The sequence below is a fragment of the Stenotrophomonas sp. CC22-02 genome (assembly GCF_004365115.1).
Classification (GTDB): domain Bacteria; phylum Pseudomonadota; class Gammaproteobacteria; order Xanthomonadales; family Xanthomonadaceae; genus Stenotrophomonas; species Stenotrophomonas forensis.
In genome coordinates this window covers 3,082,674-3,100,388 of record NZ_SOCO01000001.1, presented here as the reverse complement: position 1 = coordinate 3,100,388, position 17,715 = coordinate 3,082,674, and the positions used below count along the sequence as shown (strand labels likewise).

The 17,715-nt window shown below is 65.8% G+C and carries 12 protein-coding genes; all 12 read left to right on the top strand.

The window, feature by feature from the left end; translation table 11 throughout:
• Window positions 1-107 precede the first annotated feature (107 nt).
• The 12 genes from N440_RS14170 (at window position 108) to N440_RS14115 (ending at window position 17,710) form a co-directional block, all read left to right on the top strand.
• Entirely contained in the window at window positions 108-494 is a 387-nt protein-coding gene (locus N440_RS14170) for a RidA family protein (protein ID WP_133935465.1), read from the top strand.
• 7 nt (window positions 495-501) lie between these two features.
• The gene (recG, locus tag N440_RS14165; protein ID WP_133935464.1) at window positions 502-2,613 is read left to right on the top strand and encodes an ATP-dependent DNA helicase RecG; all 2,112 of its coding nucleotides are present in this window, start codon (window positions 502-504) and stop codon (window positions 2,611-2,613) included.
• Between the two features lie 405 nt (window positions 2,614-3,018).
• Window positions 3,019-3,957, top strand: a complete 939-nt coding sequence (locus N440_RS14160; protein WP_049457374.1) for a nucleoside hydrolase — start codon at window positions 3,019-3,021, stop codon at window positions 3,955-3,957.
• Between the two features lie 88 nt (window positions 3,958-4,045).
• On the top strand, window positions 4,046-4,288 hold the full coding sequence (locus N440_RS14155) for a type B 50S ribosomal protein L31 (protein ID WP_005410871.1): 243 nt from the start codon (window positions 4,046-4,048) through the stop codon (window positions 4,286-4,288).
• A gap of 296 nt (window positions 4,289-4,584) precedes the next feature.
• Window positions 4,585-5,862 (top strand): citrate synthase, encoded by a 1,278-nt coding sequence (locus N440_RS14150; RefSeq protein ID WP_133935463.1) that lies wholly within the window; start codon window positions 4,585-4,587, stop codon window positions 5,860-5,862.
• A 500-nt stretch (window positions 5,863-6,362) separates the two neighbouring features.
• Window positions 6,363-7,439, top strand: a complete 1,077-nt coding sequence (locus N440_RS14145; protein WP_133935462.1) for a hypothetical protein — start codon at window positions 6,363-6,365, stop codon at window positions 7,437-7,439.
• Window positions 7,440-7,853: 414 nt separating this feature from the next.
• Entirely contained in the window at window positions 7,854-8,387 is a 534-nt protein-coding gene (locus tag N440_RS14140) for a CS1 type fimbrial major subunit (protein WP_133935461.1), read from the top strand.
• 52 nt (window positions 8,388-8,439) lie between these two features.
• Window positions 8,440-11,172 carry a TcfC E-set like domain-containing protein gene (locus N440_RS14135; RefSeq protein ID WP_133935460.1) on the top strand — a complete coding sequence of 911 codons (2,733 nt, stop codon included), beginning with the start codon at window positions 8,440-8,442 and terminating at the stop codon, window positions 11,170-11,172.
• Window positions 11,169-12,311: a CfaE/CblD family pilus tip adhesin gene (locus tag N440_RS14130; protein WP_166671560.1), complete on the top strand. Its 1,143-nt coding sequence runs from the start codon at window positions 11,169-11,171 to the stop codon at window positions 12,309-12,311. The genes N440_RS14135 and N440_RS14130 overlap by 4 nt, the downstream gene beginning before the upstream one ends.
• Window positions 12,312-12,331: 20 nt before the next feature.
• Window positions 12,332-13,039 carry a pilus assembly protein gene (locus N440_RS14125; RefSeq protein ID WP_133935459.1) on the top strand — a complete coding sequence of 236 codons (708 nt, stop codon included), beginning with the start codon at window positions 12,332-12,334 and terminating at the stop codon, window positions 13,037-13,039.
• A gap of 66 nt (window positions 13,040-13,105) precedes the next feature.
• Window positions 13,106-16,894 (top strand): ESPR-type extended signal peptide-containing protein, encoded by a 3,789-nt coding sequence (locus tag N440_RS14120; protein ID WP_133935458.1) that lies wholly within the window; start codon window positions 13,106-13,108, stop codon window positions 16,892-16,894.
• A 69-nt stretch (window positions 16,895-16,963) separates the two neighbouring features.
• Window positions 16,964-17,710, top strand: coding sequence for a hypothetical protein (locus N440_RS14115; protein ID WP_133935457.1), 747 nt, complete (start codon window positions 16,964-16,966; stop codon window positions 17,708-17,710).
• The last annotated feature ends 5 nt before the right edge of the window (window positions 17,711-17,715 follow it).

Here is a 17,715-nt window from a genome sequence, read left to right as displayed (position 1 = left end):
ATCGGGTTGCCGGCCAGCGGCCGGCACTACCCTCATCTGTGCAGGGTCAAAGCCGCCCCCACCCGGTACAATCACCGCTCTGTTTCCCCCAAGCTCCGGAGCGACCCATGTCCCGCCAGATCATCAACACCGAAAAGGCTCCCGCCGCCATCGGCCCGTACTCGCAGGCCGTGCGCGCCGGCAACACCGTGTACTTCTCCGGGCAGATCCCGCTCGACCCGGCCAGCGGCGACATCGTCGGCGCCGGTGATGTCGAAGCCCAGGCCCGTCGCGCCTTCGACAACCTCAAGGCCGTGGCCGAAGCCGCTGGCGGCTCGCTGGACAAGGTCGTGCGCCTGGGCCTGTACCTGACCGATCTGGGCGAGTTCGCCAAGGTCAACGCGGTCATGCAGGACTACTTCCAGGCGCCGTACCCGGCCCGTTCCACCATCGAAGTGTCCGGCCTGCCGAAGGGCGCCAACTTCGAGGTCGACGCGGTGATGGTCATCGACTGACCGCCACGTGGCACGCAAGGCGGCGGTCACCCCGGTCCTGTCACCGTCCGGCGAAGCATCCCTGGCGATGCTCGCTGGCGTGGGCCCGGCCGTGGCCGCCAAACTGCAGGCGCGTGGCCTGGCCACCCTGCAGGATCTCTGGCTTCACCTGCCGCTGCGCTATGAAGACCGCACCCGGCTGACCCGCATCGAAGACCTGCGCAACGGCGTGCCGGCGCAGGTGGAAGGACGGGTGGTCGCGGTCGAACGCGGCATGCGCTACCGGCCGATGCTGAAGGTGGCAGTGGAGGACGAGGGGCAGGGCACCCTGGTGCTGCGCTTCTTCCATTTCCGCCAGCAGCAGGTCGGCCAGTTCGCGGTCGGCAACCGGCTGCGCTGCTTCGGCACGCCCAAGCCCGGCCATCTCGGCCTGGAGATCGTCCACCCCAGCTACCAGGTGCTGGGCCGCAATGACGATCCCGAACTCGGCGACCGCCTCGACCCGGTGTATCCCACCGTCGAAGGCGTTGGCCCGATGACCATGCGCAAGCTGATCGGCCAGGCCCTGGACCGCCTGCCCGAGGAAAGCACGCTGGAACTGCTTCCCAGTGGCTGGCTTGACGGTCTCAAGCTGCCCTCGCTGCGCAGCGCGCTGCTGACCGTGCACCGGCCGCCGCCGGATGCCGACCTGGCCGCGCTGGCGGCAGGCACCCATCCGGCGCAGCGTCGCCTGGCGATGGAAGAGCTGCTGGCGCACCACCTCAGCCTCCGTCGCCAGCGCATCGCATTGCAGGCGCATCACGCGCCGCCGCTGGCCGGCCCCGGCAAGCTGGCCAAGGCACTGCTGAAGCAGCTGCCGTTCGCGCTGACCGGTGCGCAGGCACGCGTGTTCAAGCAGATCCGCGAGGACCTGTCGCGGCCCAGCCCGATGCTGCGTCTGGTGCAGGGCGACGTCGGTTCCGGCAAGACCGTGGTTGCCGCGCTGGCGGCGATGCTGGCGGTGGAGCAGGGCAAGCAGGTCGCATTGGCCGCGCCCACTGAACTGCTGGCCGAACAACACCTCAACAACCTGCGCGGCTGGCTGGAACCGCTTGGCGTGCGCATCGCCTGGCTGGCCGGCAAGGTCACCGGCAAGGCGCGCGCCAAGGTGATGGAACAGGTCGCCAACGGCGAGGCGCAGGTGGTGGTCGGTACCCACGCGCTGATGCAGGACGCGGTGGTGTTCCAGGACCTGGCCCTGGCCATCGTCGATGAGCAGCACCGATTCGGCGTGCACCAGCGCCTGGCCCTGCGCGACAAGGGCGCGGGCGGCAACAGCGTGCCGCACCAGCTGGTGATGACCGCAACGCCGATTCCGCGCACGCTGGCGATGTCCGAGTACGCGGATCTGGACGTGTCGGCCATCGACGAACTGCCGCCCGGCCGCACCCCGGTGCAGACCGTGGCACTCAACAACGACCGTCGCCCCGAGCTGATCGAGCGCATCGCGCTGGCTTGCCGGGAAGGGCGGCAGGTGTACTGGGTGTGCACGCTCATCGAGGAAAGCGAAGAGCTGGATGCCACGCCCGCGCAGGCCACCTACGAATCACTGCAGGCGCTGTTGCCGGGCGTGCGCGTCGGGCTGGTGCATGGCCGCCTGAAGGCGGCCGAGAAGCTGGCGACGATGGTGGCGTTCAAGGCCGGCGAGATCGACCTGCTGGTCGCGACCACCGTCATTGAAGTGGGCGTGGACGTACCCAATGCCTCGCTGATGGTGATCGAGAACGCCGAGCGGCTGGGCCTGGCCCAGCTGCACCAGCTGCGTGGCCGTGTCGGCCGTGGTTCGGCCGTGTCGCGCTGCGTGCTGCTGTACCAGGCGCCGCTCTCGCAGATGGCGCGCGAGCGCCTGCAGACCATGCGCGAAACCAACGATGGTTTCGTCATCGCCGAGAAGGACCTGGAGCTGCGCGGCCCCGGCGAACTGCTCGGCACCCGCCAGACCGGACTGGCCGGATTCCGCATTGCCGACCTGGCCCGCGACGCCGGCCTGCTGCCCGGCGTGCACGACCTCGCCGAACGCCTGCTGGCCCAGCAACCCGCGTTGGCCGACCGCGTGGTGCAGCGCTGGATCGGCACCGCCGTGCGCTACGCCTCGGCGTAATGCCGCTCAGGTGGGTGTCGACCTTGGTCGACACATCCACGCGGCGCGCGTGAGTCGAGCATGGCTCGACTCTACAGAGAGCCTTTTCGATGAATTCGTAGATGTGTCGACCAAGGTCGACACCCACCAACAGCAGCAGAAATCTGTCGAAGGCGGGGTGGGTCCGGTGGCGGGGGTGTCCGCGGCATGGATGCCGCGGCCAAGCCCCCAGGGATGGGTTTACGGCGTCCCCCGTCATCGGACCCACCCCGCCATCCCCCAGGAAACCAGCTTTTGCCGTTGCTCTGGCGTTTGTCGTTGATTCGGCGGGTGCAGGGCGCAGCCCTGCCAGAACCCCCGTCCCCCCGTACTTGCAACGGTCATCATCCCGGTCCACACTTCGTTGCCGATCTGAAGACGGCAACGATGACCCACAAGATCCCCCTGTTGATCGACACCGACCCCGGTGTGGACGACGCCCTGGCCCTGCTGATGGCCTTTGCCGATGAACGGCATGACGTGGTCGCCCTGACCATCGCCGCCGGCAATGTCGGCCTGCAGTACACCGTCCGCAACGCCCTCAAGCTCTGCGACATCGTTGGCCGCGCCGACGTGCCGGTATTTGCCGGCAGCCCGGATCCGCTGCTGCATCCCTCCGTCGACGCTGCCCACGTGCATGGCCGTGATGGTTACGGCGACGTGGATCTGCCGCCGCCGAGCCGCCAGGCCGAAGCCGAGCACGCTGCGCTGGCCATCCTGCGCCTGTCGCACGAACACGCCGGCGAACTGATGCTGGTGATGCTCGGCCCGCTGACCAACCTGGCGCTGGCGCTGAAGCTGGACCCGACCCTGCCCCAGCGCATCAAGCGCATCGTGGTGATGGGCGGCGCGGTCACCTGCCACGGCAACATCACCCCGGCCGCCGAATTCAACATCGCGTTCGACCCGGAAGCGGCGCATGTGGTGTTCACCTCGTTCAAGCACCTGCTGGTATCGGACTGGGAGGCCACCGTCGCCCATGGCCTGCCGCTGCAGGATGCCGAGAAGTGGCTGCAGGCCGATTCCGATCGTGCCCGCTTCTACGAGCTGATCTCGCGCAAGACCCGTGGCCTGTCCGAAGACAGCAAGGGTGGCCGCTGGTACACCGCCGACGCGGTGGCCATGGCCTGGGCGTTGAACCCGGAAGGGCAGTTGCAGGTCGAGTCGCGGCCGCTGAACGTGGAACTGAACGGCACGTTCAGCCGCGGTGCCACCATCGTCGACTGGAACCGCCAGACCGGCCAGCCGGACAACTGTGATCTGCTGATGGCCTACGACCAGCAGCGTTTCGAGGCCCTGGTACGCCAGGCCCTGGGCGCGGACTGACGTCGATGTCCCGGTACCGGTTGCCCCGGGCGGCAACCGGTGCTTATAATGCCGCTCTTGACCACCAGCCCATTTACGGTGTGAGCCCATGAAGGCCGATATCCATCCGAACTACCGCGACGTCGTCTTCCATGACGTCACCTCCGATTTCAAGATCCTGACCCGCTCGACCATGGCGACGAAGGAAACCATCCAGTGGGAAGACGGCAACGAATACCCGCTGGTCAAGGTTGAAATTTCCTCGGCTTCGCACCCGTTCTACACGGGCAAGCACAAGGTCATCGACACCTCGGGCCGTATCGACAAGTTCCAGAAGCGCTACGCGCGCTGATCTGTCGATCCAGCTTCGAACCGACGGCCGCGCTCTGCGCGGCCGTTTGTTTTTCCCCACCGCCTGCCCAACGGGCGTTTGGATGGACGGAACACTGCGTTCGTGTGACAACGCTTTTGCCGATCCGGGCCGCTCAATGGCCGGGTTCTGGCCGCCTGTCGTCTACGACTTCTGTCTAGCGCCGGGCAAATGCTGCTGTGCGATAATGGCGTGATCCCCGGCACAGGCCGAGGACGTCATTCACGTGCCTGACCAATGCGCTTGGGCAGGCGCCTTCCCATGAAGGAGCGCACACAGTGTCCGATCTTGATCAGGTCACGCTCAACGCCGGCGATAAGTCCGTCGTTCTGCCCGTCATCAAACCCACCCTTGGCAACGACTGCGTCGACATCGCGAAGCTGACCAAGGAAACGGGGTATTTCACCTACGATTCCGGCTTCACCGCGACGGCCAGCTGCAAGTCCGCCATCACGTACATCGACGGCGACAAGGGCGTGCTGCTGTATCGCGGCTACCCGATCGAACAGCTGTCGGAAAAGTCGAGCTACGTCGAAGTGGCCTACCTGCTGATCAACGGCGAGCGCCCGAGCGCCGAGCAGCTGAAGGCCTTCACCGACGAGCTGGCGGCCGAAGCCAATGTCGATGAGTCGATCAACACCCTGATCGGCAGCTTCGCCAAGGATGCCCACCCGATGGCCATCCTGACCGCCGCCATCGCGCAGCTGTCGGGCATCTACCACGCCTCGCTGGACCTGTCCGACGCCGAACAGCGCCGCCAGGCTGCCGTGCGCCTGATCGCCAAGGTGCCGACCCTGTCGGCGCTGATCTACCGCCACGGCAAGGGCCTGCCGGCCAACAAGCCGGACACCTCGCTGGATTACGTCAGCCGCTTCCTGAAGCAGACCTTCGAGTCGGCCGACGGCCAGTACGAGCTGAACCAGGACGTGGTCAAGGCGCTGGACCTGCTGTTCATCCTCCACGCCGATCACGAGCAGAACGCGTCGACCTCGACCGTGCGCCTGGTCGGTTCGACCGGTGCCAACCCGTATGCGTCGGTCGCTGCAGGCGTCACCGCGCTGTGGGGTCCGGCCCACGGCGGTGCCAACGAAGCCGTGCTGAAGATGCTGGAAGAGATCGGCACCGCCGACAACGTCGAGTCCGCCGTGCTCAAGGCCAAGGACAAGGCCTCCGGTTTCCGCCTGATGGGCTTCGGCCACCGCGTCTACAAGAACTTCGACCCGCGCGCCAAGGTCATCGGTGAGATGACCGGCAAGGTGCTCAAGCAGCTGGGCGTGCAGGATCCGCTGCTGGACGTGGCCGTGAAGCTGGAACAGGCCGCGCTGCAGGACGAGTACTTCGTCGCCCGCAAGCTGTACCCGAACGTCGATTTCTACAGCGGCATCATCTACAAGGCGCTGCAGATCCCGACCGAAATGTTCACCGTCATGTTCGCCCTGGGCCGTACCTCCGGCTGGGTGTCGCATTGGCTGGAACAGCAGGTCGATCCGGAAATGAAGATCGGCCGTCCGCGCCAGGTCTACACCGGCAGCGACGTGCGCGACTACCAGGGCTGATCGCCCGCAGTAGGTTGTGCTGAAGACGCCCCGCATCCGCGGGGCGTTTTTTTTATGCGTCGCTATGGCTGGCGCCAACCTTGGTTGGCATATGTCCGGCACAAACCATCCACGCATGGCGTGGATCTACCGACGCCCGCGCTCTGGTAGGTGCCAACCTTGGTTGGTACGCATTCGGCCCAAACCATCCACGCATGGCGTGGATCTACCGATGCCCCCGCTTTGGTGGGTGCCAACCTTGGTTGGCACGCTTTCGGCCCAAACCCTCCACGCATGGCGTGGATCTACCGACGCCCGCGCTTTGGTGGGTGCCAACCTTGGTTGGCACGCTTTCGGCCCAAACCCTCCACGCATCGCGTGGATCTACCGGGCTCGACGGGCGTTGAACCAGCACCGCGCCAAGACCGCGTGATTCAAGGGTCTCATCCGCTTCACAACGGCTCGCGCAGCCTCAGGACGCCAGCTGCATTCGCAGCCCTTGAAATGGAGCGTCCATCCCGATGAGTACCCGATTTGATCCACCCGAGCGCGGACCGCTCGGCCCCGACGTTGCGACCGTCGTCACCGCCCCCATCGTTCCGCCCGCCAGCGAAAGCGCGGTGTCCTGGGGCGCGATTTTCGCTGGCGCCGTCGCTGCCGCCGCACTGTCCCTCATCCTGCTGATTCTCGGCGTCGGCCTCGGCCTGTCGTCGGTGTCGCCGTGGTCGTTCGAAGGTGTCAGCAAGGAAACCTTCGGCTGGTCCAGCATCGCCTGGCTCACCTTCACCGCGCTGGCTGCGTCGGGTCTGGGTGGCTACCTGGCCGGTCGCCTGCGCACCAAGTGGACGCTGATCCACGGCGATGAAACCTACTTCCGCGACACCGCGCACGGCTTCGTGTCGTGGGCCGTGGCCACGCTGCTCACCGCCGGCCTGCTGACCTCGGCCATCGGTGGCGTGCTGGGTGCGGGCGCCAAGGTTGCTGGTGCCACGGCCGGTGCAGCCGCGTCGACGGCAGGCGTGGTCACCGCAGCAGCAGGTACCGCGGCTGCAGGCAATGCGCAGGAAGGCGACCTCAACTACTGGGTCGATTCGCTGTTCCGCAGCGCGGCTCGCCCGGCGCCGGGCGCACCGGACGCAGGCGCGCCGCCGGCACCGGGTGCGATGAACGATCCGGCCGCACCGCCGCCGCCGGCCGTACCGAACGCCGGTCCGCGTCCGGCCGGCATGACGCCGCCGCCGCGCCCGATGGCGGGTGGCCCCGGCGGCGATCGCCGCGAGGTGCGTGCGGAAGTGAACCGCATCATCGTCAACAGCCTGCAGGGCGATGGCCTTGACCCGGCCGATACCCAGTACCTGTCGCAGCTGATTGCCCGCGAAACCGGCATGAGCGAAGCCGAAGCGCAGGCCCGCGTGACCGACGTGCAGACACGCATGCGTGCGGCGCTGGAGAAGGCCAAGACCACCGCCAAGCAGGCCGCCGACGATGCGCGCAAGGCAACGGCGTACGCCGCGTTGTGGCTGTTCATCACCCTGCTGATCGGCGCCTTCTTCGCCAGCCTCAGCGCCACCTGGGGCGGCCGTCGCCGCGACCTGTAATTCCTATTGCTTCAGGAGAACGGATATGAAGATGTTGCTGCTGTGGCTGCTGGGCGTTCCGATCCCGCTGCTGATCCTGTACGCGATCTTCTTCTGATGATTGCGTAGCGCGTGAATCCTCAGGCCGCCGCAGGGCGGCCTGAGCCATTCTGGACTGGGTGTTTCATGATGTTTGCGCAGAGCAATGAGAAATGTTGCAAAAACAGGTTGAGAGATATTGAGTAATTCGCAAACCTTGAGCGGCTTCAAGAATTCTCAACAACGTTCAGCGTTTTAGGAATGCTTGAATGGTTTGTGGGGCAATGGATTCCTAACATTCTCTCCGTCGCCCGCAACCACCTCCGCGGGCGGCGCTTCCCTCCTCTTTCAGGGGAGGGAAGCTTTCACGTTCCCTGTCCGAGAGAGACACGCCCCATGAACGCCATCCTCAAGAAAGCCGCGCTCGCTGCAGCGCTGGCTACCGCTTCACTGTCTGCGCATGCAGTCGAAACCCGAATCTCAGTCTATGCCAATGTCGATTCCACACTCGCCTTCCAGCAGGAAGACGGTACTGCGCTGCCGGATACGATTACCTTGAACTACCACCCCGAATTGACCGGCACTGGCGGACGTGTTGGTGGCCTGCAGGAGTGGAAGCTGGCGACGCGCATCTTCACCAACGACGAAGACAAGGATATTGAAGTCAGCCTGCGTACTGCGCTGGAGCTGGTGCCGACGCTGGGCTTTCCCGGCGCCACGCAGGTGCCGATGACCGTCAGCCTGGACGACGTCGAGCTGACCACGGCAAGCCAGGACTTCAAAGCTGCCGATCTCTTTGATGGCGCAGTTCCGGGTGTGTCGAAGCCGCTGGATCTGAAGATCACACAGACCACCCCGGGCCCCCTTGCTGCTGGCACGTACAACGGCATGGTCGCCATCGTGATGGCCCAGAAGACCGGCACCCCGTAAGCAATCCGCCGGCCTGTGCACACAGGCCGGCCTTCCAACGCGATTTCCCCCAATGAACTTTCCCGCACCCGCCGTGACCCGGCTGGCGATGGCGCTCGCCCTGGCGTTGGCGCCAATGCTGGCCCACGCCCGCAGCGTCCCCGCTGGCTTTGAAGATCTGGTGGAAGGCCAGACCGAGCAGCTGGATGTCAGCCTGTTCGGCCAATCGGCCGGGCTGTCGCCGGTGCGGGTGACGCTGGACGAGGTGCAGCTGCTGGAGCCGCAGCGCGTGGCCCAGGCGCTGGGCCTTTCCACGGAAGCGCAGGCCGCACTGCTGCCGGCGCTGTCGCAGCCGATGCCCCGCAACAGCCATCTGGCGTGTCGCTTTGGCGGCGCTGCGGCCGGCTGCGGCTACATGGCACCGCCGGAAGATCCCGCTGATGTGCGCGCGCTGTATGACGAAGGCGAAGGCGTGCTGCGACTGTTCATTGCCCAGCAGTGGATCCCCGGGCAGACGCCGGATGCGCATCGCTTCCACAACGTCACCGCCAACGCGGAGAACGCCTGGCTGCACCGGCAGACCTTCAACATCAGCGGCGGGCGCGACTATCAATCATTGAGTGCGCAGGGCGCAGGCACGCTGGGCTTGTTCAAGCGCGGCCACGTAGCAGGCGAGTGGAACTACAACCGCCAGCACTACCGCCGCAGCGGCAGCCGCGATGATTTCCAGCTGGACAGCGCGTATTACCGCCACGACCTCGGCCAGGAGCACTACCTGCAGATCGGCCTGATGGACCGGCGCAATCTGTCCAGCACCCAGGGCGGCACCTTTGCGTTCGGCATGCTGCCGCTGGACCGCTTCCGTGGTATGCGTGCCGGCACCACCTACGCCTATGTGGATGCCGACGGTGCGATGCAGGCCTCGCCGCTCACCGTGCTGCTGGCACGCGATGCGCGCGTGGATGCCTTCGAGGGCGAGCGGCTGCTGCAGACCTTCTATCTGCAGGCCGGCGTCAATCAGCTGGATACCCGCAGTTTCCCGATGGGCAGCTACAGCGTCACCCTGCGCATCTACGAAGACGGCGTGCTGGTGCGCAGCGAGGATGCGCCGTTCGACAAGGGCGGTGACTGGACCGATACGCGCCTGCAGTGGTTCGTGCAGGGCGGGCAGCGCGACGAGCGCCGCAGCCGCAGCGGTGACGGCGAGCACGCGCTGCAGGCAGGTGTCCGCTTGCCTCTGGCGCGCGACCTGGCGCTGACCGCAGGCGTAGCCGACATCGCCGGTTTCAGCTATGGCGAACTGCGGCTGGACGTGCGCCGCCAGTTCGCGACCCAGGATCTGCGCGGTGCCTTCAGCGTGCTGCGTGGCAGTGATGGCAGCAGCGGCCAGCAGCATCAACTGTCGTACCGCCGGCGTGCCTCGTGGAATCTGTACCAGCAACGCATGCGCGGCAATGCCTGCCGCTTCCAGGATGACGGCCGGGACCGCCTGGGCTGCAGCGACTCGCTCAGTGGCTCGATGTCGCTGCCGTTGGCCGGAGGCAGTGCCTACGTGGGCTATACGCGCCGCCAGACCTGGCGCCCCGCGCAGGCGTTGCCTGGCTTTGATGAAGATCCCCTGGAGGGCCTGCTGCCGTGGCTGCCGCCCGACCCGCTGCGCCCGCGCCGCGAAGCCCAGCGCAGCCGCACCTGGCAGGCCAGCTACAGCCGTACTGATCGCTGGGGTGAGTTCAGTGTGTCCAGCCGTGCCGGCATATGGCAGCAGCACAACGACGGCAACACCAACACGCCCTCCAGCCGCGACAGGGGCGTGTTCCTCAGCTTCGCCCTGAGCCGCCTGCAGAACGGCGAGCGTGGCAGCTCGCAGCGCCGCTACGCCGTGGATGCGCGCCAGCCCGAACACCAGCGCCCGGACGTGACCTACAGCGTGGCGCAGAGCCTGCGGCAGGAGGTGGATGCCACCTACCGCGAAGCGAACGCCGAACTACGTGCCACCAACAATGAGCGCTACAGCGCAACCGTGGGCGGCCAGCTGCAGAACCCCTGGGGCCAGACCGGCATCACCGTCGGCGGTTATCGCCAGCCGGGCCGCAGCGAGTTTTCCTACAGCGCCAACCATGCCTCCAGCTTCGCGCTGAGCCGTCGCGGTCTCTACTGGGGCGGCGGAGCCACCGCCGATGCCGGCCTGGCCGTGCAGGTGGACGACACCGACGACTTCGACCTGCGTGGCGTGGCTGCCGAACTGCAGGTGGGGGGCTCGCGCCGCCAGCGCCTGAATCTGGGCGAGCGCCGGCTGATGCCGCTACAGGCCTACCAGTCGCACCGTGCCGACCTGCAGGATGCCAGCACCGTGGATGGCATCGCCTCGGTGCGGGTGAGCGGCGTATCCGGCATGCGCCCGTTGTTCCTGTCGCCCGGCCGACTGGTTCGGATGCCGGTGCCGATCGAGGTGACCTACACCTTCGTCGGCAGTGCCCGCGATGTCGCCGGACTGCCATTGGGCGGCGCGCGCATTCTCAACGCACCGGTCGCCGGCACCAGCGCCAACGGCGGCTTCGTGGCCGACTTCCCGCGCAGGGAAAAGATCCTCTACCTGCTGCAGGACGACCGCCTGCTGCAGTGCCCGCTGCAGGTGCGCGAACGCCGCAGCGTGGTGCTGCTGGTGGGCGCGGTGCAGTGCGAGCCGCTTGCGGTGGCGCAGCTGCCGGCGGAGATCCGCCAGCAGGCACGGGTGACCCGTCTGCTGCAGGAACAGGCCTTGATCGCGGTTGTACCGCAGACCGCTGCTACAGGAGAAACGCCATGAACCGGCGTGTGGTGTTTGCTTGGATGTTGGTGAGTGCGTTGGCCGTGGTGGTGCCGAGGGCCTTTGCACAGCGGCCGCCGCAGATGGATCCGCCGACCGGCGTGATCACCCAGGACATCGTGATGAGTTGGGATCGCTCGGCGATACCGGCAAGTATCGAGTTGTGGCCGGAACGAACATTGATTGCGCATGATCATCTTGATCTATCGAAGCAGTATGGCGCGCTGTTCTTTACGTGTGCGTCCGCGAGCGACTCTGTGACGGGGCGGTGCGCGGTTGAGGATACCCACGCTACCGACGTAAGCGTACTCAGCACAGTGCCGACTTCGATGGCGGAGCAGCGGAGTGGTCTGCGACAGGACACCGAGGTATCTGCAGGCTTGCAGCGCATCGATATAAATGGTGCCTGCTCGGCTGGGTATTGGAGCGCGGAAATTCAAACGGCACATTCGTCTTTCGGACATGATTGCTTTGGCACCCCGCCTGTTGGAACGGGCGGGATTCTGAAGTTGGATAGCCGCAGTCTCCAGCGCCTCACCGCAGGCCACTGGACGGGCACCCTCGAACTTCGCTTGCGCCGCCCGCCATCCGAGCACCTTGCCACCTACGTCTTCAACTTCGATTTCACGGTCACCGATTACGACGCGGTCTCGATCTACCTGCCGGCCTTTGAGTACGGCAACGCCCACGTCAACCTGGATCTGCGTTACGACCCGATCGCCAGGGTGATCGGCGGACGCAAGGACGTCGATATGTGCCTGTACGACGGCGTCGGCTCAAGTAGCGAGTACCTGGGCGTTACCGTGCGCGACGCCGGCCCTCACCCGGCCGGCGGTGATGGCTTCTCGGTCTGGCATCCGGACACCACTGGTGACGAGAGCGAGCGCGTGGACTTCGACGTGCTGCTCGACTACGCCGGCAACAAACGGCGCATGCGCAATGGCGTCGAGGAGCAACTGCACGGCGTGGACAGCGTCGCGCTACGCCCGGTGAAGCTGCCCAAGCTCGATCAGCCAGTGTTCTGCGTGCCCACGCCGTTGACCCTGCTCACGCCGCAGTTCCCTTCCAGCAGCAAGCGCCAGGGCGTCTATACCGGCGAACTGAAGGTCGAACTGCGCGTGCCCACGGCTCGCCCCTGATCTCCTCCACGGAATCTCCCATGAAAAAGATTGTTCTCTCCCTGCTGCCGTTGGGCCTGCTGGTTGCACTGCCTGCTCAGGCCAACCTGACCATCCATCCCATGCGCACCTCGATTGAAGGAAAGCGCAGCGCGCAGATCCGCGTGTATTCGCAGTCCAACCAGCCGCAGTACGTGCAGGCCGCGCTGCGGCGCATCGACAACCCGGCCAGTGAGAACGAGCGCGAAGTCGAGGTGGAGCCACACGAGGCCGCCATCACCATCACCCCAGGCAAGTTCGCGCTGTCTGGAGGTGGCAATCGCCTGATCCGCCTGATCCCGCTGCAGAGCGTGGAAAAGGAAACCGCCTACCGCATCTATTTCGAGGGTGTACGCGGGCCGGAAGAGATCGAGCGCGAAGGCGAGGGCACATCACAGGCCAACGTGGGCGTCAGCCTGGTCTGGGGTGCCCTGGTGAACGTGCTGCCCGCCGATGGTGAGGTGGCGCTGCGCCTGCAGGGCAACACCCTGCACAACACCGGCACGCTGCGCGTGGGCATCACCAGCGTGGCTGAGTGCAGCAGTGCCGGCGCCTGCACCGCCCACGACGTCTCGCACAGCCTGTACCCGGATGCCGCGCTGGAACTCCCGTTCCAGCCCAAGCCCGGCAGCACCCTGCAGCTGCGCTATCGCCTCACCCGCGACGGCTACCGCGAGCACGTGCAGACCGTCGCCGGCTCGGCAGGCTGATCCGATCCCATTCCTGGCGCGCGCCGGTGCGTGGGCCATTTTTTCCCGTGTTGTTAAGGAGCTTCAATGAACCGCATCTATCGACGTATCTGGAATGCCACCCGGCGCTGCTGGGTGGTGGCCAGTGAACTGAGTTCACCGCGCGGAAAGCCGGCACAGACACGGGTGCTGATATCAGCGCTCCTGTTGACGGCAGCCAGCACTGCCTCTGCTGCCAACCATGTGGATAACGCTGAGGTATCCATAGAGGAGCCAGAACGCCTTGAAGTACAGAAGGAGCGCATTCTGCTGATGTCGGCTCCGCCCGTGAATGCAATGGTCTCGGCCGCCATCGCACCACGCGGACTGAACTACCAGATGGCGATTGTCACCAGTGGCAACTACGCCGATGCAGTGGTCAGCGGACAAGACACGCTCGCGCTGGGCTCGCGCGCTCGAATCAGCGGTACCGAATCCACCGCAGTGGGAAACTACGCCACGACCAGCGGTGGTTACGCATCCGCGTTCGGGCACGAAGCTCAGGCCACCGGCAGCCATAGTACAGCGGTGGGTCGGTCTTCGCGTGCCACCGTCAAAGGTGCAACAGCGCTCGGCCAGGATGCGCAGGCAAGATCGGAGAATGCAATCGCGATCGGCAGCGGTGCGTATGCCAATGACACGAACTCTGTTGCAATTGGCGCGAACTCTTTGAGCTCCGGTTCCAATACGGTTTCAGTAGGCAGGAGCGGGGGGGAGCGTCGGATTACAAATGTACGTGACGGCAGCAACGGCACTGATGCGGTGAACGTGAATCAGCTTGCCAACACCAATCGCAACGTCGCCACGGCATACGATATGGCGAGTACCGCCAGGAATACGGCAACGTCAGCGCAGACGACGGCGAACGCAGCGCAGACCAAGGCCACCACAGCACAGAACACGGCCAACACTGCGCAGACCACGGCCAATACTGCGCAGACGAAAGCCAACACCGCGCAAACCACTGCCAATGGTGCCAAGACCAGTGCCGATACGGCGCTCGGCAAGGCCAATACCCTCTCGGCGTTGCTCAGCCAGACGGCCAACAACGGCAACGTACGCATCGGCGGTGGCAACAGTGGCACGACCCTTGACGTTCGCAACAGTGGGAACAACAACCGCCAGATCACAGGCGTGGCCAAGGGAAAGGTCGATTCCACCAGTTCTGATGCCGTGAACGGTCAGCAGCTGAACGAAACGCATGGTGTCGCTTCAAGCGCTGCGTCTTCCGCAAAGGCGGCGATGAGCAAGGCGGAGGCTACAGCCACCCAGCTGGGTAGCGCTACGCTCGCGATTGGCCAGAGCGCGGACGCCAGCGCGACATACGGCACTGCGGTTGGCGGCAACGCCAGCGCAGGCGATTACGCCGTGGCCATCGGCAACCAAGCGCAGGCCAAGGAAATGTACTCAACGGCACTGGGCCGCTCTGCCAATGCGGGATCAAGGGCCGCGACTGCGCTGGGCAACAGTAGCGCCGCGGGCGGGTCGGGCAGCACGGCCGTCGGCTACACGGCCAAATCCGCAGGCACCAATGCGGTCAGCCTTGGCTATGACGCCAAGGGCACTGGTGCGTACTCTTCGGCGCTCGGCGCATCTGCAAGTGCCACGCATAGCCGGTCGGTTGCACTGGGTAGTGGTTCAGAAACCACCGGTATTGACCAGGTGTCTGTGGGTAATGCCACTGTGCAGCGCAAGATCGTCAACATGGCAGATGGCCTGGTCGCCTCTGGCAGCATGGAGGCGGTGACGGGCAACCAGCTGTTTGAGACTCACGCCACGGCTGTAAGCGCAAAGACTGCTGCTGATGCCGCACTGGGCCAGGTGAAGGCCTCGACCTATCTGACGGCACACGGAGTTGCGGGCAACGACTCCAACAAAGCGCAGGCGACGGGAGCCGGTGCACTGGCCAGTGGCATCTACACGGAGGCAAAGGGCAGTTCAGCCCTTGCAATGGGCAACTCGGCCAAGGCGCTGGCCAACAACGCGATTGCGCTGGGCGCAGGCGCTTCCGCCCGCCATGCGGGCTCGGTCGCGCTGGGTTCCGGATCGCAGACCACCGCTGAGGATCAGGTCTCCGTGGGCAGTGCCAGCAAGGGGCGCAAGATCGTCAACGTCGCAAAGGGCGACGTGTCCGATACCAGCAACGAGGCGGTGACCGGCGCACAGCTGTTTGCTACCAACGAGATGGCCCGTGGTGCTGAAACCCTGGCTCAGGGCGCGGTAACCGCTGCGGACAATGCGGTGGCCAAGGTTACGGTGCTGGAGGGGTTGGTGCGTGAAGATGGACCGTCGGGCAGTGTTCGCTTGGGTGGGAGCAACTCCGGTTCCGTGCTGGATGTTCGTAACAAGAGCGATGGCAAGCGGAAGATCACTGGGGTTGCGGAAGGCGCGCTTGTCGCTGGAAGTGCGGATGCTGTGACGGGCGGGCAGTTGGCGGCAACCAACGCTAACGTGGCTGGTGCTGAGAGGTCGATTGCCGATGTGGCCGCGCGCGTTGAGGGCGCATCCAGGCATGTTGCGGTGGGCACCCCCATTGATGATGAAAAGGCTCAGGCGGGGCGCCTCGGCGTTGCGATCGGTGACTCCGCATATGCAGCGCCATCAAAGGATGGAGCTGTTGCGCTTGGCAGCTACGCTCGGGCGGAAGGAGAGGACTCAGTAGCGCTGGGGCGGGCGTCGTGGGTGCAGGACGCGGCAAGCCGTGGATTTGCGCTCGGCTCCCGTTCAGTAGTTGAGGAAGTAGGTGGCCTGGCGCTAGGCTCCAGTAGTTCAGTCAGGAAGGGCGCTGCGAACGCAGTTGCTATTGGTGCGGGCTCAAGTGTGTCGGAAAGCGAGACGGTGTCATTCGGCAACGGCACGCTCAAGCGGCGTCTGATCAATGTTGCTCAGAGCACTGTGGATGACAGCGCCGCCACCGTAGGCCAGCTGAAAGGCACTCTCGCCACCCTCGGTGGCGGCGCGAAGCTGGACGCTTCTGGCAACGTGACCGCCCCCACCTACACCGTGCAGAACACCCGCCAGCACACTGTAGGCGACGCACTCACCGTCCTCGATGGCGCGGTGGTGCGCACTTCCTCCCGGATGGACCGCGTCGAAGGCCAGCTTCGCTCAGTCTTCCAGGACACCGCCACCGCCCGTGCCGATGGCTTCAACCAGCTCACCCTTGCCGGTGCGCAGGGCATGGTCATCTCCAACGTGGCCAACGGCCTGATTGCTGCGGGCAGCCGCGAAGCGGTCAACGGCGGCCAGCTGCACGCGGTGCAGCAGCAGCTCAGTGGCCGCATCGACGGGCTGGAACAGCGTGTAGACGGCCAGGGCCCGGCGCCGCAGTCGCGTGCCATGGCGCTGGCATCCACCGAGCAGGACGCAGTGGTACCCACGCCGCCCGCCACGCAGGACGACAAGGTCGTCGCCGATGCCGGCAACGCACCGAAGTCCTCGCCCGCGCCGCAACCCAAGGCTGAAGCGCCGGAATCGCCCGAATCGCCGAAGCCGCAGGTCGACACCGCCGAGCTGGAGAAGATGCTGGCCCGCGCCAACGATTACAGCGATGGCATCGCCCGCGAAGTGGATGCGCGCCTGAACAAGATGGACAAGCGCTTCAACCGCATGGCGGCGATGAGCAGCGCGCAGACCGCGATGGCGATGAACACCGCCGGCCTGGCCACCTACAACCGCCTCGGTGCGGGCGTGGGCTATGCCGAGGGCGAATCGGCGATGGCCGTGGGTTACCAGCGCGTGTTGAACGACAAGGGTTCGGCCACCTTCAGCCTCAATGGTGCGTTTACCAACAGTGGTGAGCGTAGCGTGGGCGTGGGTGTGGGTATCGGCTGGTAAGCCATGGAGCCCCGGCGTGGTGCGCGTAGCGAGCCCTGCCGCGCCGGGGCGCTTGCCGAGGAGAAGGCGATGTACGGATGGGTACGCCAGTTCATCAACTATCGCAGCTTCTACCTGTGGCGCGCGCGCTATCGGTACTACACGCGCAATGTGGACGGCTGGATGCTGTCCAGCGCGCTGTGCCTGGCGTGCCTGGCGATGGTGCTGTGGTACTGCTGGCGGGTGGCGAGCGTGCCGCCCCCACGCGTGCATCCCGAAGCGGCAGCGCTGCGCGTGGAGAACATCACCCATGAGGCCATCCGCCGCATCGTGCGGGTGCGGCACGGTGGCAGCGTGCCTGGCGAGATGTTCAGCACGCCCGAAGAGGTCCGCGCCGGCACACTGCGCACGCTGCAGGTGCGGCAGCTGCTGGACAGTGCAGAGGCATGGCAACTGAAGGCCCACCTGCTGGCCGACATGGCCGACTACATCACCGCCACCGGAAGCTGTTTCCCCTACGAGTGCTGGCGGGTGATCCATCGCCTGGAGCTGCTGCGGACGGCGCAGGCGGAGAACGCGGCGATCAACGAGGCGCTGGCGTCGGTGCTGGCCGAGCCGTTGGACAGGATGCCGAACCTCGATGGCGGTGAGCGCACGCGCGTGCAGAGCGCCTGGTCGGATACGTTCGGAGATGCCTACAACCAGACCTGGTTGCTGGGGGATCTGCAGGCCATGCACGCACGGATGATGCTGGAATACCCGCAACGGGCGGGCGCGCCGTGGCTGGCGCGCTTGCTGACCGGGGATGCGGAAGAGCCGCACCTGTACCCTCTCTAGCGTCG